The organism is Pandoraea cepalis (assembly GCF_902459665.1).
In the GTDB taxonomy this organism is placed as follows: Bacteria; Pseudomonadota; Gammaproteobacteria; order Burkholderiales; family Burkholderiaceae; genus Pandoraea; species Pandoraea cepalis.
The window spans coordinates 40,998-59,975 of record NZ_CABPSL010000017.1; the positions used below are offsets into that span (position 1 = coordinate 40,998).

Here is an 18,978-nt window from a genome sequence, read left to right on the forward strand (position 1 = left end):
ACTGTGTTGGAATCGGATTGCATGATGGATGGGCCCCCCGGCAGCCATCGAATCGAATTCCCGAAATATACCGTTCTATCGGCCCACTGTCGTTGGGGAGAATCTCAAGCGGAGTACCGCGCGGCCAACATGGCGTTTTCGGCCCATCGACGTTGTGCGCCGGCCCCGCGGACTGCGGAGCCGGCGCCGGGTCACGCCGCGAGGACGTCAGCCCGTGTTGCGCAGCCCGGCGGCAATGCCGTTGATGGACAGGTGGATGCCGCGACGCGCGCGCTCGTCCGATTCCCCCGCACGATGCCGGCGCAACAACTCGACTTGCAAGTGGTTGAGCGGATCGAGGTAGGGGAAGCGGTTCTTGATCGAGCGGGCGAGCAGCGGGTTGTCCGCCAGTCGCTCCTCGTGACCGGTGATGAGCGCGAGCGCCTGCGAGGTGCTCTGCCATTCGGCAACGATGCGATTGAACACGCGCTTGCGCAGCTTTTCGTCCGGCACCAGTTCGGCATAACGCGACGCCACGGCCAGATCGGTCTTGGCGAGCACCATGTCCATGTTCGAGAGCAGCGTCGCGAAGAACGGCCAGCGCTTGACCATCTGACGCAAGGTATCGAGACGCTTTTCGCGACCTTCGGCGTCGGCCTTCGCGGCTTTACCTTGCCCGCCGTCGAGAAATGCCTGCACGGCGCTGCCGAAGCCGTACCAGCCGGTGATGAGCAGACGGCACTGGCCCCACGAGAAGCCCCACGGAATCGCGCGCAGGTCTTCGATACGACGGTTCTTCGGATCCGAGAACTTGCGCGAGGCGGGACGCGAGCCGATGTTGAGCTCGGCGATTTCCGCGATCGGGGTGGCCGAGAAGAAGTAGTCGGTGAAGCCCGGCGTCTCGTAGACGAGGTCGCGATACGCGGCGAAGGCCGTGTCCGAGAGCGTCTGCATGACCTGCTCGTAGGCGGCCAGACGCGGCGGCTGGTTGCGGCTCGGCAGCAGCGTGGCTTCGAGCGTGGCCGCCACGATGGTCTCCAGGTTGCGCCGCCCGATCTCCGGGTTGGCGAACTTGCTCGCAATGATCTCGCCTTGCTCGGTCAGACGAATCTGCCCCTTCACCGTGCCCGGCGGTTGCGACAGGATGGCCTGATAGGTCGGGCCGCCGCCACGCCCCACGGTGCCGCCGCGGCCGTGGAACAGGCGCAGGCGAATGCCTTTCTCTTCGAACAGATGGACCAGTGCGAGTTCGGCCTTGTACAACTCCCAGTTCGACGTGAGGAAGCCGCCGTCCTTGTTGCTGTCGGAGTAGCCGAGCATGACTTCCTGCTCGCCGCCTTGCTGCGTGACCACCTCGGACATGCCGGGGATGTCGAAGAACGCGCGCATGATGACCGGCGCATTGCGCAAGTCGGCAATCGTTTCGAACAGCGGGATGACCATCGCACCGACCTTGGGCTCGATAGCTTTCGCGCCGTTGCCGCCAAGCGCGCCCTGGAAGAGGCCGGTCTCCTTTTGCAGCAGCATGACTTCCACCAGATCGCTCACGGTTTCCGTATGCGAAATGATGTAGTTGCGCACTGCGCGGGGTCCGAAGCGGGCGCGGATGTCGCGCGCCGCGGCAAACACGGCCAGCTCGTCGCGCGTGCGCTGCGAGTAGTCGAGATAGGGCGAGAACAACGGGCGCGGCTCGCGCAGTTCGCGCAGCAGCAGGGCGAGCTTCTGGTCTTCGTCGAGCTTCGCGTAATTCGCTTCGATGCCCGCCTTGGCGAACAACTCGGCGATGACGGCTTCGTGAATGTCCGAACTCTGGCGCAGGTCGATGCTGGCCAGATGGAAGCCGAACACCTCGGCGGCACGCACGAGCGGCCCGAGACGTTGTGCGACCAGGGCACCGCCATGATGCGCCATGAGCGATGCGACCACCGTATTCAGATCCGAGATGAATTCGCTCGCGTCGAGATACGGGCTGGCGCGACCGACCGCGACGCGATGGGGCACATGGCCGACCCATTCGCGCGCCGTGGCGGCCAGACGCGCGTACACGCCGATGAGCGCGCGTCGATAGGGCTCGTCGGTACGGTGTGGCGAATCGTCGGGCGAGCGGCGCGCAAGCGTGAGCAGCGCGTCGCTGGCGCCGGCGAGCAGTTGCGAGACGGACAACTCCGCGCCCAGCAAGTGCACCTGTTCGAGGTAGTGCGCGAAGATTTCGGTGGCCTGGCTTGTGATCGCCAGTTGCAGCGTTTGCGCCGTGACGTTCGGGTTGCCGTCGCGATCGCCGCCGATCCAGCTACCCATCTGCAGGAAGCGGCCGAGGCCTTCGGCGCGCACGGCGGGCACGGCGTCGTGCAGTTCGGCGCTCACGTCGTCGTACAGGGCGGGAATCTCGGAGAGGAACGTGCTGCGGTAGTACGACAGCGCGTTCTCGATTTCATCGGCCACCGTCAGGCGCGAACTGCGCAGCATGCGCGTCTGCCAGAGCGTGGTGACGTAGGCACGCATGGATTCGGTGTTGCGCGAGGCCTCACGCTCGGTGAGGGCGTCGTCGCGATGCGCGAGTAGACGGGCAATTTCGCGCTCGGCGTCGAGAATGCTCTTGCGCTGGACTTCGGTCGGGTGGGCGGTGAGCACCGGCACGATGAGCGCGCTCGCGAAGAACGCCTGCAGCGTGGCGGGATCGGCAAGGCCGGCGTCTTTCAGGCTTTGCAGCGCGGCGCGCAGGCTGCCCGGCTGGGCCCGGCTGCCGGCGAGCGCGTGCACGCGACGGCGGCGGTTGTGATGGCGGTCCTCGGCGATGTTCGCCAGATGCGAGAAGTAGCTGAACGCGCGCACCACCTCGATGGCTTGCTCATTGGTCAGACCGTTGAGCAATGCGCCCAGCGCGCGGGCGGCGCTGCGGTCGCCCTCGCGGTGAAAGCGCACCGCATTCTGGCGAATGGTCTCGACCAGATCGAACGCGTCGCTGCCTTGTTGCTCGCGCAGCACGTCGCCCAACAGGCGGCCCAGGAAGCGGATGTCCTCGCGCAGCGGGGCGTCCTTGTCTTCACGCGAGCGGCGGGCCTTGCCCTTGGCCGGCCCATCTGCCGCCAGGCGGGAAGTGGATGGGGCCGCGGCTGCTGCCTTCGCGGGGGAAGTCTTGCCGACCGACTTGGCGAGGCCCTCTTGCGGGGCTTTTACCTTTGCGCTGCTCTTCATGTCGCTCCTCTCACGACCCGCCGTTCGGGCCGGTCAAGCGTGTTACCATTTTTTCTTTTGGTCTTCACGCGGTTGCTGAATGAACTTCGCTGCTCCTGAAACCCTGGTGATCGCTTCGCGCGAGAGCCGGCTCGCCATGTGGCAAGCCGAACACGTGCGTGACGCGCTGCACAAATTATATCCGCAGTGTCGCGTGAGTATCCTCGGAATGACCACTCGCGGTGACCAAATTCTCGATCGCTCGCTCGCGAAGGTCGGCGGCAAGGGGCTATTCGTCAAGGAACTCGAACTTGCCCTGGCCGATGGACGGGCCGATCTCGCCGTCCATTCGCTCAAGGACGTGCCGATGCAACTGCCCGAAGGCTTCACGCTGGCCGCGGTGCTAGAGCGCGAGGATCCCTGCGACGCCTTCGTGAGCAACGACTACGACAGTCTCGATGCACTGCCCGCCGGGGCGGTGGTCGGCACGTCGAGCCTGCGCCGTGAAGTGAGTCTGCGTGCCCGGTATCCGCACCTGTTGGTGGCGCCGTTGCGGGGCAACCTCGATACGCGTCTGGGCAAGCTCGACCGGGGCGATTTCGCCGCAATCATTCTTGCGGCGGCCGGTCTCAAACGCCTGGGATTGGGCGAGCGCATTCGCGCCACGCTCGCGCCGGAGGTGAGCCTGCCGGCCGCCGGGCAGGGCGCGCTGGGCATCGAAGTGCGCGCAGGACGTCCCGAAATGCTGCAATGGCTCGCCGCACTTCACCACGGCCACACCACGCTGGCCGTGAGCGCCGAGCGCGCCGTTTCGCGTGCGCTGGGGGGCTCGTGCCAGGTGCCGCTGGGCGCGTTTGCCGAATTTACGCCGAAGGGCGACCTGACACTGCGCGCTTTCATTGCGTCGACGGACGGCGCGACGGTGCTGCGCGCTCAGGGCGCGGCCAATGTCGCCGAAGGCGACGTGGCCGGCGCCGAGGCGCTCGGGAAGCGGGTCGCGCAGGAACTGATCGATGCGGGAGGCTTGGCGCTGGTGCCGCCGCCCGAGCCCAAGGATCCTCCCGCTTGAGCCCGCGCGCGCCGGCCTTGCCGCCCGCCGCTGGCGTTGCGCCAGCGTCCGTCTGCGGGCGCCTTGCCGGTGGGGCAATGCCGCCTCGCTCGCCGTGCGCCATCCTGACGCGCCCCGACGGACAAGCCCATGCGCTTGCCCGCGCGTTGCGCGCAGAAGGCATCGACACGCTGGCATTCCCGCTGCTGCACATTGCCGCGCAGGCCGACCCGGACACGTTGGCGGCGCTTGATCGCGCATTGCGCTCGCTGGCGTCCTACGCGCTGGCGGTGTTCGTCTCGCCCAACGCCGTGACGCATGGCCTGGCTCGGCTGGCGCTTCTGGCATCCCTCGATCATCGAACGAGCGACGACCGCACCGATGTCGGCATCCACGTGGGCGACTTGTGGCCCGCGGCATTGCCGGTGGCCGTGGTCGGCCCAGGGAGTGCGCAGGCGCTGGCCGACGCCGGCATCGCCGCGCCACGACATCGGGTGATCGTGCCGCCGGGCGGTCCGGCGGCACGGTTCGACTCGGAAGCGCTCCTCGCGCAACTCGACCTCGCTTCGCTGGCAGGGCGCCGCGTATTGATCGTGCGGGGCGACGGCGGTCGCGAACTGCTGGCCGACACCTTGCGCGCCCGTGGCGCGCAGGTGGACCTCGTCAGCGCCTACACGCGTCGTGCGCCCGCGCCGGACGCCGCCGCGTGGGCCGCGCTGGAAGCCCGGCTGGCTTCGCCGGAGCGTTGCGCCTGGGTGCTGACCAGCTCCGAGGCAGTGCGTCATCTGGCCACGCAGCTCGCTGCGCGCTACGGCACGCGCGATGGCATCCACACGCCGGGCACCCCGCAGGTGCTGGCCCAAATCCTGGCGGCGCGGTGCTTTACGTCGCATGTACGCATCGCAGATGCCGCGCGGGCTGCGGGGTTTGATAGGATTACGCAATGCGCGCCCGGCGACGAGAACTTGTTGGCGGCACTCAAAACATGGGCGGATCCCATTCAAGTCAAAGCATGACGACAGATAATCGCGTTCCCGAGTCTTCCCAGAACCCGTCGGCGTCGACCGGCCCGGCGGCGTCGAATGCAACCACGGCCGGCGGTGCCCCCTATGGCACGACGGGGAGTCCGCCCGCATGGCAGCCGCCCGAGCCGCCGCCTCGGCGTCGAGGGTCGGGGGCCGCGCTGCCCTGGCTGCTCTTCGTGCTCGTGTCGGCCGGGGCCGGCATCGGCGGCTGGTCGCTGAACCAGAAGCTCGACCGCGTGCAGCAGGAAATGGCGCGCCGTCAGCAGACGGGCGACGCACAGGTCATGCAGGCGCAGGTGCGAACGGCGCAGGCACTCGACAATCAGCGCGATCTGCAAAACCGGCTCACGGCGCTCGAAGGGCGGGTGTCCGATTCGCGCAGCCAGCAGGCCGCACTCGAACAGCTCTATCAGGATCTGGCGCACAACCGAGACGAATGGGTGCTCGCCGAGACCGAACAGATCGTCACGAGTGCGAATCAACAATTGCAGCTCACCGGCAACGTTCGCGGCGCGCTGATTGCGCTGGAGGGTGCCGATGCTCGCCTGGCGCGCTCCGGCGCACCGCAGCTCGCGGGCGTGCGCGACGCGTTGAAGAAAGACATCGACCGGCTCAAGGCCGTGCCGGCGGCCGATTTGCCGCAACTGACCGGCAAGCTCGATCAGGCGATTGCCATGGTCGACACGTTGCCGTTGCAGGCCGAGGAGCGGCGCGTCGACCCGACGTCGACGGCGGGGGGCGCGGCCGGTGCGGGCAGCGTGAGCGAAGCGGGCTGGATCGCGACGTGGCATCGCCTGTCCGCGGAGATGCTGGGCAGCCTCAAGCAACTGGTGCAGGTCCGCCGGTTGGACGACCCGGACGTCATGCTCGTGGCGCCGGAGCAGGGCGCGTTCCTGCGGGCGAATCTCAAGCTGCGCCTGCTCAATGCGCGACTGGCGCTGCTTGCGCGCAACGCGTCTGCTGTGCATAGCGACGTGGTGGTCGCGGAGGCCGCGCTCGATAAGTATTTCGACGCCAAGTCGCGTCGCATCGCCGCCGTGAAAACGTTGCTCGACCAGGTCGACGCGGGTTCGCGCACGATCGAACTGCCGACCCTTGACGCCAGCCTGACCGCCATCGGTCAGGTCAAGGACGTCAAGGACAAGCCGTAAGGAGCCGGGCATGCGAGGACTGATCTGGTTGACGCTCCTGTTCGCCGTCGCCGCCGGCTTTGCCGTGCTGGCGACATTCAATCACGGACAGGTGGTGATGCTCGTGCCACCGTACCGTGTGGACGTATCGCTGAACCTTTTTGTGCTGGCGTTGCTGGCCTTGTTCGTTGCGCTGTACGTCGTCATTCGTATTCTGCGCAACATCTACAAGATGCCGGAGCGCGTGGCCGCTTACCGCAATCGCCAACGCAGCCGTCGCGCGAACATCGCGTTGCGCGATGCCGTGGCGAATCTCTTCGCGGGTCGCTACACGCGGGCGGAGAAAGCGGCGCGCGAAGCTGCCGAGCAGGACGACAATCGCGGCGTGGCGGCGATCATCGGGGCGCGCGCGGCGCATCGTATGCGCGAGTTTGCGCGTCGCGACAGCTGGCTGGCCGAAGCGCAGGGGGCGAACCTCGAAGAGGCGCGTCTGTTGCAGACGGCGGAGTTGCGCGTCGATACCCGTGATGCGGAAGGGGCGCTCGAAGCCCTGACCGAGATGCGGGCGCAGGGCGCGCGCCGCATGCAGGCGCAGTTGGTCGCCCTGCGGGCACATCAACACCTGAAGCATTGGCCCGAGGTCCTGGCGCTGCTCAAGGTGCTGGAAAAGCGCGAAGCGCTGCATCCGGCGCTGGCGGCCAAGCTCAAGCAGACGGCCAGCGAGGGCATTCTGCGCGATCACCGCCACGATGCCGACGCGCTGCTCAAGTGCTGGAATGAATTGCCGGCCGATGCGCGTACGTCGGCGCGCATCGCCGATGTCGCGGCGGAGTTGCTGATTTCGCTCGACCGCCTGCGCGAGGCGCGCGATATCGTCGAGGCCGCGCTGGCCGAGCACTGGGACCCGCGCCTGCTGCGCCGCTATGCCGATTGTGCCGGCGGCGATGCCCTGCCGCTCATCCAGAAGGCCGAGGCGTGGCAGCAGCGACATCCGAACGATCCCGATCTGCTCTTCGCACTGGGCAAGCTATGCCAGCACCAGCGGCTGTGGGGCAAGGCGCAGACGTTCCTCGAAGGGGCACTGCGTCATACCGACGACCGGCATCTGCAACAGCGCGTGCATCTGGCGCTGGCGCAACTCTTCGAGGGGCTCGAACAGATGGAACTGGCCAACCGCCACTATCGGGCCTGCGCGAGCGCGTAAATGGCTGGCGGGCGAGCCGTCAGGCTCGCATCGTCATTCGATGGCCGTTGCTTCGTTCCCCGAACTCTGACGTAACGGCAGTTCCGGCAAGCGGCCGAGCGCGACGATGGCCAGCGCGGCAATGAGGGCGCTACCGCCGAAGAAGGCGCCGAAGGCGAGCCGGACATGATCTTCCATCCCGGGCGGTGCGCCGCCTGGGCGAAGGAAGTCGGTCAGTTCGCGCGGTGCGCCGCCGTCTGCCGAGACCAACAGCCCGACGATGAGCGCGCCGAACATCGCGACGCCGATCATCCCGCCGAGCGCCCGGAAGAACGCGTGTGCGGCCGTCGCAATGCCGATGTCGCGCGGTGCGACGGCATTTTGCGTCGCCACGGTCATCACCGGCATGGCCGAGCCGAAGCCGATCCCCACCAGTCCGAGACACAGCCCCACGACCCAGAGCGGCAGTGACTGCACGCCGAGCGCAATCGTCGTCAGTCCCAGCAACGCCACGGGCAGGCCGATCTGTGGCGGACGCTTGTAATGCCCCGTCGCGCGCATGTAATGTCCCGCGCTGAGCGCCCCCACCACGATGCCCAGCAACGGCAGGATCAGCATCAGCCCCGAACGGCTGGCCGATTCGCCGCGCTGCAACTGAAGATAAAGCGGCACGTAGATCCCGATACTGATGTTGACCATCATCACAAGCACGGCCATCGTCGATGTCATCCGGAACACCGGATTGGCAAGCAACGCCACCGGTAGCAATGGCTCGCGCACCGCCCGCTGGTGACGCAGGAAGATCGCCGCCACGATCACGCTCGCGGCGAGCAGGCCTGCGATGGGCATCGACACCCAGGCGTAGCGATGTCCGCCCCACGTGAGCGCCAGCAGCAGGCAGACGGTCGCGGCGATGAGCAGCGCCGACCCGAGATAGTCGATGCTGGGTTTGCCCTCGCGACGGGGCAGGTGGCGCAGTGCGCGGTCGCTCAGGTAGATGGCGAGCAGGCCGAGCGGGAGATTGATCCAGAAGATGAGCGTCCAGTTCAGGTACTGAGCGAATACCCCGCCGGTGATGGGACCCGCCACGCCGGAGACGGCGAACATGCCGGAGATATATCCCTGATATCGGCCGCGCTCGCGCGGCGAGACAATATCCGCGATCACGGTATTGGACAGCGCGATGAGGCCGCCCCCGCCCAGCCCCTGCACGCCGCGCGCCACGATCAGCGCAAGCATGCTCGGCGCCAGCGCGCACAGCACCGACCCCACGAGGAAAACGGCCACGCTCACGGCGATGACGACGCGTCGTCCGAACAGATCGGACAGCTTGCCGACGATCGGGGTGATGGCCGTGGATGAGAGCAGATAAGCGGTGACGACCCACGACACGGCGTCGAAGCTACCGAGGTCTCGGGCGATGGTCGGCAGGGCGGGCGCGACGATGGTCTGGTCGAGCGAGCCCAAAAACATGATGAGCAGCAGGCCGGAGAGGATCGACTTGACCTCGGTGGGGGTGAGCGAGACGCCGGCCGGCGTCGTCTGAGAGTCGTTGGCGGGCATGCGGATCTTTGGGAGCAAAAAACAGGCCGTCCCGGCAAGGACGGCCTTTTCGATGCGAAATATATTACTCCCAACGGATGGCCACGGTGGCGACCCGGCCAGCGGCCCCATGGCGGGGCGGTCTTGCCCGGCGAGATGCGGTTTCGTCAGCCGATCCCGCCGTACCCGTCATTGGTTGACGAGCCGCGCGGGCACGGCCAGCGTAAGCAGTCCGCCCAAAATCATGAAGATCGTGAGCAGGAACATGCCGCTGTTGGTGCTGTGCGTGGCGTCCTTGAGAAAGCCGATCAGGTACGGGCCCACGAAACCGGCCAGATTGCCCAGCGAGTTGATCATCGCGATACCGGCCGCGGCGGCGGTGCCGCCCAGAAAGGCCGTGGGCAGGCTCCAGAACAGCGGTAGCACGATCATGATGCCCATCGTGGCCAGCGTCAGGGCGACCATGGCGAGCTGGGTGTTGTGGCTCCAGGTCGTCGACAGGAACAGGCCGATAGCGCCAACGAACGCCGGAATTGCAATGTGCCAGCGACGCTCGCCGCGCAGATCGGAGCGACGCCCGACCACGACCATCGCGATCACCGAGAAGAAATACGGAATCGCCGTAAGCAGGCCGATTTGCAGCGGATCGGTCACGCCCGTGCCCTTGATGATCGTCGGCAGCCAGAAACCAACACCGTACAGGCCGATCACGAACGAGAAGTAGATCAGGCTCATCATCCACACGCGGGGGCTGGAGAACACCCGGCGCAGCGGCAGGTCTTCCTTGCTGAGCACATCGCTGGCGATGTTGCGCTCGAGCATCGACTTCTCGGCATCGTTGAGCCATTTGGCGTCGCGAATGCGGTCGTCGAGCACGACCAGCACGATCAGCCCGATCACCACCGACGGGATCGCTTCGATCAGGAACATCCATTGCCAACCGGCAAGGCCATTCACGCCGCTCATATCCTTGAGGATCCAGCCCGAAAGCGGTCCGCCGATCAGGCCGGACAACGCCACGGCCGTCATGAACCAGGCGGTCATGCGTCCGCGCCGCGAGGCCGGATACCAGTAGGTGATGTACAGGATGATGCCGGGGAAGAAACCCGCCTCGGCCACGCCGAGCAGGAATCGCATGATGTAGAACATCTGTGGCGAGGTGACGTACATCGTCGCGCCCGAGATGATGCCCCACGAGATCATGATGCGCGCGATCCACACGCGGGCGCCTACGCGATGCAGGATCACGTTGCTTGGCACTTCGAAGAGGAAGTAGCCGAAGAAGAAGATGCCCGCGCCGAGACCGAACACGGTCTCGGAGAATTGCAGGTCGCCGACCATCTGCAGCTTGGCGAAGCCGACGTTGACCCGGTCGAGATACGCGACCACATAGCACAGCAGTAGAAACGGAATCAGCCGCCAGCCGACCTTGCGGTAGGTGGCCGCTTCAAAGTCGGCCGACGACGCATCGGTCATGGGCGAGGGGGGCGTGGGAACGCTGTTCATACGGAAGCTCCTCCGGTTTGACGTGGTGTTGTCTGTCGTTATGGTGTGAGTGCGACAACTACGGGATTACCGACTGCAAAAACGATGGGTCGATCAAATGCAGCGTCCGCCGTCGACCTCCAGGCACACGCCGGTGATGAATGCGGCGTCGTCGCTGGCGAGGTAGAGACAGGCGTTGGCAATGTCCTGCGGCGTGGAGAAGCGCCCGAGCGGAATCCCGGCGAGGAATTTGGCGCGGTTCTCGGGGGTGTTCGGCACGCCCATGAATTCGGCAGTCAATCCGGTATCGCCGATGACGGGGTTGACGCAGTTCACGCGGATGTTCTTCGGGCCGAACTCGGCGGCCATGGCCTTGCTCGCGGTAATCACGGCCCCTTTGCTGCCGTTGTACCAGACGAGTCCCGGACGTGGTCGCACACCCGCCGTCGACGCGATGTTGATCATCACACCGGCGCCGCGCTGCAGGAAGTACGGCATGACCGCGCGCGCACTCCAGAAAATGCTCTTGACGTTCACGGCATAGACGCGATCGAACTCGGCTTCGGTGACTTCGAGCAGTGGCTTGTTGCGATGCGTGGTGCCCGCATTATTGACCACGATGTCGAGATGGCCGAAGCGCGTGACGGCTTCGCCCAGCAGGGTGACGTGATCGTCCTCTCGGGACACATCGCCGCATACGAACGCCGCGCGCCCACCGGCCTTGGCGATGTCCGCGGCCACGCGCTCTCCGGCCTCGCGGTTCAGATCGTTCACGATGACGGCGGCGCCTTCGCGCGCAAACGTCTTGGCAATGCCCTCGCCGAAGCCGGAACCGGCGCCCGTGACGATGGCCACTTTCTCTTGCAAACGCATGCCTTGTCTCCTGAAGTGCCTGGGGATGGCGAAGCGTCGGACACAGGGCGTGCGCTCGATGCTTCGCCGCGATCTAGATCAGGGGGTGTGCAGCCGGTCCTGCGAATCAACCGTGCCGGATGGCCACGGTCTTGAGTGTCGTGAAGCCATAGAGAGCTTCGAAGCCCTTTTCGCGTCCGTGGCCGGAGTGCTTCCTCCCGCCGAACGGCAGCTCCACGCCGCCGCCCGCGCCGTAGTTGTTGATGAAGACCTGTCCCGCGCGAATGTCGCGTGCCAGGCGCATCTGGCGTGCGCCATCGCGCGTCCAGACTCCGGCGGCCAGACCGTAGGGCGTGCCGTTGGCCAGCCGCACGGCGTCGGCCTCGTCAACAAACGGCATGGCGGCGAGCACCGGACCGAACACTTCCTCGCGGGCGAGGCGATGGGCGGCGGGAACGTCGCGCAGGAGCGTGGGGGCCTGATAGAACCCGGTTTCCGGTGCACTGCCGACGACTTCGCCCTGCGACATCACCGCAATGCCATCGTGCTGCGCTTCGGACAGGAAGTCCCACACGCGTTGCTGCTGGCGCGCACTGATCAGCGGGCCGAGATCGAGATCGTCCTGCGACGGTCCCACGCGCAGATGTGCGAACGCCTCGGCCAGACGCGCGAGCAGGCGCTCGTAGGCGTCGCGCTCGATGAGCAGACGGCTGCCGGCGGAGCACGTTTGTCCGGCGTTCTGCACGATGGCATTGACCACGACGGGCAGCACGGCGTCCATGTCGGCGTCGGCGAAAACGATCTGCGGCGATTTGCCGCCGAGTTCGAGCGTGACGGGCGTATGGTTTTCCGCGGCCATCTGCGAGATCAGCGTGCCGGTCGCTGGCGAGCCGGTAAACGAGATGTGATCGATGCCCGGATGCCGCGCGAGCGACGCACCCGCCTCGGCGCCGTATCCGGTCACGATATTGAGCGCGCCCGGCGGCAGCCCGGCGTCGATCGACAGCTCGGCGACGCGCAGCAATGACAGGCAGGCGTCTTCGGCCGGCTTGACAACGCAGGCGTTGCCTGTCGCGAGGGCCGCCGCCACGCTGCGTCCGAAGATCTGCAGCGGGTAGTTCCACGGAATGATGTGACCGGTCACGCCGTGCGGCTCGCGCACAGTCAACACGGTGAAGCCGGGCTGGTAGGGGATTGTCTCGCCGTGCAGCTTGTCGGCGGCCCCGGCGTAGAACTCGAAATAGCGCACGATGGCGGCGGCATCGGCGCGCGCCTGCTTGAGCGGCTTGCCGGTGTCGCGCGCTTCGAGCTGTGCCAATGCCTCGTGATGTTGGGCCAGCACGTTCGCCATTGCGTAGAGTACGCGGCCCCGCTCGGCGGCGCTGGTGCGGCCCCAGTCGCCGTCGAAGGCCGAGCGCGCCGCTCTCACGGCGCGGTCGATGTCCTCGGCGTCGCCGCGGGCGATCTGGCTAAAGACTTGTCCGTCGGAAGGATCAACAACGGGAATCGTCGGGCTCTTCGCGGGAGCGACCCATTGGTTGCCGATGAAGTGTGTAGCTTCGGGCATGACAACGTCACCTCGTGTGGGGGTGGCCCTCATTATCACTTAACTCGCGAGGGCGTTGACCGTCGCATGCGTCACATCCGCACAAACACCTAAATTGATCGCATAGTAATTAAAGAGATTTTATTGCAATTTTTTATCACCTATCCTTGATCGTAATGAATCGCCAGACGGACATCTGGCGTACCCCCATCGCTCGCCGCCTGCGCTTCTGCGCGCCGTGGCGACAACGTCGAACGGAAGTATTCAGGAGTCCGCAGGCAATGAACGACGCAGTGACGCGTGAAACACTGATCCCTCGGTTGCGAGACGCGCTGGGCGCCCAGGCCGTGCTCAGCGATGCGCCCGATACCGCCGGTTACACGGAGGACTGGCGGGGCCGTTACCGGGGCGAGGCGCTGTGTGTCGTGCTGCCCTCGACCACCGCGCAGGTGAGCGATGTCGTCAGGCTGTGCGCCGCCGCGGGCGTGCCGATCCTGCCGCAGGGCGGCAACACGAGCCTGTGCGGCGGGGCGGTGCCGCCAACCGACGGCCCGGCGCCTGTCATTCTGAACCTGGCGCGCATGCGTCGCGTTCGGCAGGTCGATGCGGCCAACGGGTCGATGGTCGTCGAAGCCGGGTGCATCCTGAAAACTGTGCAGGAGACGGCGGCTGGCGTCGGACGCCTGTATCCGGTGAGCCTCGGCGCCGAAGGGTCGTGTCAGATTGGCGGCACGCTCTCGACCAATGCGGGCGGCACGAGCGTGCTGCGCTATGGCAACACGCGCGAGAACGTGCTGGGGTTGGAAGTCGTGCTGGCGGACGGGTCGGTATGGGAGGGACTGCGCGCGCTTCGCAAGGACAACACCGGTATCGATCTCAAGCATCTGTTCATCGGCGCGGAGGGCACGCTGGGCATCATCACGGCCGCCGCGCTCAAGCTGCATCCGTTGCCCACGCAGCATGCACTCGCGTGGTTTGCGCCGCGCGATCCCGCCGCCGCGCAACAGATTCTCGGTAGGTTCCAGAGCGCTTGCGGCTCACGCCTGTCGGCCTTTGAAATCATGAATCGTCACCAGCTCGATCTGGTGCTGGCCAACGTGCCGAATCGCCGCAATCCGCTCGCGCACGCGCATGCCTGGCATGTGCTGGTCGAGCTGAGCGACACGCGCGACGCCGAAGGGCTCGAAGCCGTGCTGACGCAGACGCTGGGCGAGGCCATCGAGCAAGGGCTGGTCGAAGACGCCGTCATCGCGGCGAACGACACGCAGCGCGCCGATCTCTGGGAAGTACGCCACAGCGTGAGCGAAGCCAACAAAAAGACCACCGTCGGGCTCACGACGGATTGCGCCGTGCCAGTGTCGAGCGTGTCCGAATTCATCGATGCCGCCACGCGCGCCGTGCACGCCGTCGTGCCGGGGCTCGACATCGCCATCGTCGGCCATATGGGCGACGGCAACGTGCACTTCATCCCGATGTTCTCGTTTGCCGCGTGGGCGGCGCTTGCCGACAGTGCGTCGATGGCCGACACCCTGCGCGCCTGTGTGAACGACGTGGCCGCACGGCTGGCCGGTACGTTCAGTGCCGAACATGGCGTCGGGCAGACGGGCTTGCCGCTCATGCAGCGCTACAAGGCGCCGGCCGAACTCGCCCTCATGCGCACCGTGAAGGCGGCGCTCGACCCCCGGCAGTTGTTCAATCCGGGACGTCTCGTTCCCTGAGTCATTTCACGCATTGCTGTTTGTTGTGCCATAACCGCGCGCGCGGCGGCTGTGCCCAAGTCGCACACCGTCGCCGCGCCCACCCTCCCAGTCAAGACCGGAGACCAAGATGAAACGCAAGCCCTTCGCAAGCCCGCTCGATACCGTTGACCTCGCTGACACCCACGCCGACAACGACGCTGCGTCGCTCGCACAGCCGGGCCGCCGCACGGCCATGAAGACGGCGCTCGTAGGTGCCGCCGCCGTGGCGTTCCCGTTCGTGTGGACGTCCTCGCGCGCCGCCACCAAGCGCATCGTCGTGCGCGACGATGGCGGCATCTACAACAAGGCGTACGACGCCGTGTTCTACAAGCCGTTCGCCAAGGCGACGGGCATCGAGGTCGTGGGCGTGCAGGCCAACGCGGAGCCGACCGCGCAGATCAAGAGCATGGTCGAGGCGGGCAGCTACACGTGGGACATGGCCAAGATCAGCCAGCCCGCGATTCTGCTGCTGACCGGGGGCGGCAAGGAGTACCTGGAGCGACACGGTCTCGAGTCGGACCCCGTCATCGCGAAGATTCCCTCGCAGTACATGTCGCCGTTCGGCGTGGGGACCAACATTTACTCGACGGTGCTCGCTTATCGCACCGATGCGTTCAAGGGCCGCAAGGCACCGGCGTCGTGGGCCGATCTGTGGAACGTGAAGGATTTTCCGGGCCGTCGCGCCATCCGCAAGTACCCGTTCGACACGATCGAAGAAGCGCTGCTGGCCGATGGCGTGGCGCCTGCGTCGGTCTATCCGTGCGACTTCGACCGCGCATTCAAGAGCCTGGACAAGATTGCGAAGCATGTGGACGTGTGGTGGACCACTGGCGCACAACTCGAACAGATGCTGGGCTCTGGCGAAGTCGACATGGTGGCCACGTGGGCCTCGCGCGCGCAGTCGGCGCAGGCCAACGGCGCGCCCGTGGAGATCGTGTGGAACCAGAACATCTGGGGGTGTGACAACTGGTCGATCCTCAAGGGCACGCCGAATGCCGGTGCTTGCCGCGAGTTCATCAAGTTCGTGAGCGATCCGAAGCGTCAGGCCGAACTGACCAAGTTCTTCCCGGCCGGGATGACGCAGCCCGAGGCGTTCAACTACGTCAAGCCCGAGATTGCAAAGCACTGCCCGACGTTCCCCGAGAACATGAAGAGTGGCGTGCAGATCAACGCGAAGTTCTGGCAGCAGAACCAGAGCGTGGCGCTCGAGCGTTTCAACCGTTGGATCCTGACCTGATCCTCACCTGCTGTTCCGTTTCATGCATTCTAGGGTGCTGATCTCATGACCGTTGCCAATCTCCAAGTGTCGGGTCTGTCCAAGCGCTACGGCGATTTCGTCGCGCTTGCCCCGACCGACCTCGATGTCGCCCAGGGCGAATTCCTGACCTTGCTCGGCCCAAGCGGCTCGGGCAAGACCACCTTGCTCTCGCTCATCGCGGGTCTGTCGCAGCCCGATGCGGGCGCCATCCGCATCAATGGGGCCGATGTCACGTACGGCGCGCCGTACGAGCGCGACATCGGTATGGTGTTTCAGAACTACGCGCTGTTCCCGCACATGACCGTGGCGGAGAACATCGCATTCCCGTTGCAAATGCGTCGCACCGACGCACAGGCCGCTCGCAAGATGGTCATGAACGCGCTGGAGATGGTGCATCTGCCGCATGTGGCAGAGCGCTATCCGCGCGAACTCTCGGGGGGGCAGCAGCAGCGCATCGCCCTCGCGCGTTGCATGGTCTACCGGCCGTCGATCATTTTGATGGACGAGCCGCTGGGCGCGCTCGACAAGAAATTGCGCGATCACATGCAGCTCGAGATCAAGCGTATTCACCGCGAACTCGGCACCACCATCGTGTACGTGACGCACGATCAGGAAGAAGCGATGACGATGTCCGATCGCATCTGCCTGATGAACGCCGGGGAAATTGCGCAACTGGGCACGCCGGACGACCTGTATTTCCGTCCGTCGAGCGTGTTCGTGGCCGATTTCCTCGGGGAGTCCAACCTGCTCGACGCCACCGTGCTTGAGCGCGCGGGCGATCAGGTGCGCGTGGCGATGCCGGGCGTGGAAGGTGCGCAGGGCGCCAGCGCGATGGTCTATGACCCCATGGTCGAGCCGGGCCGTGCGGTCAAGCTGCTGCTGCGTCCGCAGAACCTGCACATCCACGATGGCGCCGTCGGCGGCGATGGCGCGCACCGCGATGGCGTGGCGACGATCTCGGCGAAGCTCACCGACATCATGGTCACGGGCGGCATGACGAAGCTGTACCTGCAGTCGTCGGTGATGGGCGGGGCGGTGGGCGAGGGGGGCGGCGTAGGCAAGTCGCTTGTGGCGTCGTTCCCGACACATCGTCGTGGCAACCGTTTCGAGATCGGGCAGACGCTCGGCCTCGCATGGCGTGCCGACGACGCCGTGGCGATCGCGGGGTAAGCGATGAGTGCATCCGCCGTGGTTCGTCCTTCGTCGTCCCGTCCCGCTCAGCCGGCGCCGCGCCGGGCCCGCTGGCGTGCGCGCCTGCGCCCGCTGCTCATGGCCGCGCCCATCGTCATTCTGCTGGCGGTCATGCTGATTTATCCGGTCGGTCAACTGTTGCTGCTGAGCATTCGCGGCGAGAGCGGCTTCACGCTCGCCGAATATCAACGCTTGTTCGCCTCGTCGGTGTACGTCGAGGTGTTGCTCATCACACTCAAGGTCTCGCTATACACGACCTTCTTCGCGGTGCTCACGGGCTATCCGATTGCATATCGGCTCTCGACACTGAGCGGCGCGCGCAAGCAGCGGTTGTTGTTCTGGCTCCTGCTGTCGTTCTGGACGAGTTTTCTCGTGCGTACGTTTGCCTGGGTGGTGCTGCTCGGCCGCAACGGCGTGATCAATCGAACGTTGCTCGATCTGGGTCTGATCGATGCGCCGCTCTCGCTGCTCTACAGTTTTCCGGCCGTGTTGCTGGGCATGGTGCATGCACTCATGCCGCTGGCGGTGCTCACCATGCTCTCCGTCATGGAGAACATCGACCGTCGTCTGCCGAGCGCGGCATCGACGCTGGGCGCGCGCCCCGGCACCGTGTTCTGGCGGGTGTATTTCCCTTTGTCGCTGCCGGGCGTGGCCGCCGGCGCGCTGATGGTGTTCGTCACGTCGATCGGCTTCTTCATTACGCCGACGCTGCTCGGCGGTCGTCACGACACGATGATTACGCAGCTCATCATCGATCAGGTGATGCAGGCATTGAACTGGGGCTTCGCGGGCGCGATCTCGGTGCTGCTGCTCGCCGTGGTGCTGGTGGTGTTCTTCGTCTACGACCGCCTGGTCGGGCTGTCGACGATGGCCGGCGGCGCAGGCGACGTCAAGACCGGCAAGCGGCGCGGCGGATGGAGCCGGGCGCTGGGCGAGACGGTGCTCTCGGCGCTGGGCCGTGCCACCGATCTGCTGTTGCGTGCGATGCCGCGTCACAAGGGCGAGCAGGGCGACGGGCGCGTGCTGCGTGCGATTGTGGTCCTGCTGGTGGTGTTTCTTGCCGCACCGGCGCTGCTGATGATTCCGATGTCGTTCGACTCGGCGTCCGGCCTGGCCTGGCCGCCGAAGGGTTTCTCGCTGCAGTGGTATCAGCAGATCTGGGATTCCCCGTTGTGGATGCAGGCGGTCACGCGCTCGATGCTCGTCGGGATCGGTTCGGGGCTGTTGTCGATGCTGATCGGCACGCCGGCCGCGTTCTTGCTGGTGCGAGGCGGCATGCGCGGCAAGTCGGCGATGCTCGCGTTCGTGCTCGCTCCCATCGTGGTGCCGCGCATGATTCTGGCCGTGGGCGTGTTCTATTTCTTCGCCAAGATCGGTCTCGTGGGCTCCAGCGTCGGGCTGACCCTCGCGCATACCGTCGTGGCTGTGCCGTATGTCGTCATCACGATGATGGCGGTGCTGCGCAACTACGACACGCGCCTCGACCTGGCGGCCTACAGCCTGGGGGCGCGTCCGTGGGCGACGCTGCGCCGCGTGACGTTCCCGATTCTCGGCGCGGGCCTGCTTTCGTCGTTCCTGTTCGCGTTCGCCACGTCGTTCGACGAACTCACGATTGCGCTGTTCACGTCGGGCGGCCTGTCGACCACCCTGCCCAAGCAGTTCTGGGACGAGATCACGATGCAGATCTCGCCGGTGATCGCCGCGGTCTCCACGTGCCTGTTCCTTTTTATCGCCGCACTCATCTGGGTGGCCGAGCGCTTGCGCCGGCGCAGCCTCGCGACCTGATGCGGTATCCGATTTCACCGAACTCACGATTCACGGACGTT

The 18,978-nt window shown here is 66.0% G+C and carries 13 protein-coding genes; 8 read left to right on the top strand and 5 right to left on the bottom strand.

Features of this window, described 5'->3' with window-relative positions:
• Positions 1-207 precede the first annotated feature (207 nt).
• Positions 208-3,174, bottom strand: coding sequence for a phosphoenolpyruvate carboxylase (ppc, locus tag PCE31106_RS18665; protein WP_367649271.1), 2,967 nt, complete (start codon positions 3,172-3,174; stop codon positions 208-210).
• Between the two features lie 79 nt (positions 3,175-3,253).
• Here ppc and hemC point away from each other — a divergent pair, with 79 nt between their 5' ends.
• From hemC to PCE31106_RS18685, 4 genes are all read left to right on the top strand, one after another.
• On the top strand, positions 3,254-4,222 hold the full coding sequence (gene hemC, locus PCE31106_RS18670; protein WP_150564308.1) for a hydroxymethylbilane synthase: 969 nt from the start codon (positions 3,254-3,256) through the stop codon (positions 4,220-4,222).
• A 77-nt stretch (positions 4,223-4,299) separates the two neighbouring features.
• On the top strand, positions 4,300-5,217 hold the full coding sequence (locus PCE31106_RS18675) for a uroporphyrinogen-III synthase (protein WP_150564309.1): 918 nt from the start codon (positions 4,300-4,302) through the stop codon (positions 5,215-5,217).
• Positions 5,214-6,377 (top strand): uroporphyrinogen-III C-methyltransferase, encoded by a 1,164-nt coding sequence (locus PCE31106_RS18680; protein WP_174975290.1) that lies wholly within the window; start codon positions 5,214-5,216, stop codon positions 6,375-6,377. Before PCE31106_RS18675 ends, PCE31106_RS18680 begins: the two co-directional genes overlap by 4 nt.
• Before the next feature lie 10 nt (positions 6,378-6,387).
• Positions 6,388-7,560, top strand: a complete 1,173-nt coding sequence (locus tag PCE31106_RS18685; RefSeq protein WP_150564311.1) for a heme biosynthesis HemY N-terminal domain-containing protein — start codon at positions 6,388-6,390, stop codon at positions 7,558-7,560.
• Between the two features lie 33 nt (positions 7,561-7,593).
• Here the strand turns inward: PCE31106_RS18685 and PCE31106_RS18690 are convergent, their stop codons facing one another.
• The 4 genes from PCE31106_RS18690 to PCE31106_RS18705 all read right to left on the bottom strand — a co-directional run bounded on the left by PCE31106_RS18690 (position 7,594) and on the right by PCE31106_RS18705 (position 12,985).
• Positions 7,594-9,102 carry an MDR family MFS transporter gene (locus PCE31106_RS18690; protein WP_174975292.1) on the bottom strand — a complete coding sequence of 503 codons (1,509 nt, stop codon included), beginning with the start codon at positions 9,100-9,102 and terminating at the stop codon, positions 7,594-7,596.
• A 168-nt stretch (positions 9,103-9,270) separates the two neighbouring features.
• Positions 9,271-10,587 (bottom strand): MFS transporter, encoded by a 1,317-nt coding sequence (locus tag PCE31106_RS18695; RefSeq protein ID WP_039830645.1) that lies wholly within the window; start codon positions 10,585-10,587, stop codon positions 9,271-9,273.
• A gap of 93 nt (positions 10,588-10,680) precedes the next feature.
• Positions 10,681-11,439, bottom strand: coding sequence for an SDR family oxidoreductase (locus PCE31106_RS18700; protein WP_150564313.1), 759 nt, complete (start codon positions 11,437-11,439; stop codon positions 10,681-10,683).
• 106 nt (positions 11,440-11,545) lie between these two features.
• Positions 11,546-12,985: an aldehyde dehydrogenase family protein gene (locus PCE31106_RS18705; RefSeq protein WP_150564314.1), complete on the bottom strand. Its 1,440-nt coding sequence runs from the start codon at positions 12,983-12,985 to the stop codon at positions 11,546-11,548.
• 260 nt (positions 12,986-13,245) lie between these two features.
• Here PCE31106_RS18705 and PCE31106_RS18710 point away from each other — a divergent pair, with 260 nt between their 5' ends.
• From PCE31106_RS18710 to PCE31106_RS18725, 4 genes are all read left to right on the top strand, one after another.
• Positions 13,246-14,682: an FAD-binding oxidoreductase gene (locus tag PCE31106_RS18710; RefSeq protein ID WP_150564315.1), complete on the top strand. Its 1,437-nt coding sequence runs from the start codon at positions 13,246-13,248 to the stop codon at positions 14,680-14,682.
• 214 nt (positions 14,683-14,896) lie between these two features.
• Complete coding sequence (locus PCE31106_RS18715; RefSeq protein ID WP_174975300.1) at positions 14,897-15,940, top strand: ABC transporter substrate-binding protein; 1,044 nt, start codon at positions 14,897-14,899, stop codon at positions 15,938-15,940.
• 45 nt (positions 15,941-15,985) lie between these two features.
• The gene (locus PCE31106_RS18720) at positions 15,986-17,131 is read left to right on the top strand and encodes an ABC transporter ATP-binding protein (RefSeq protein ID WP_150564317.1); all 1,146 of its coding nucleotides are present in this window, start codon (positions 15,986-15,988) and stop codon (positions 17,129-17,131) included.
• A 99-nt stretch (positions 17,132-17,230) separates the two neighbouring features.
• Positions 17,231-18,937: an ABC transporter permease subunit gene (locus tag PCE31106_RS18725; protein WP_150564362.1), complete on the top strand. Its 1,707-nt coding sequence runs from the start codon at positions 17,231-17,233 to the stop codon at positions 18,935-18,937.
• The last annotated feature ends 41 nt before the right edge of the window (positions 18,938-18,978 follow it).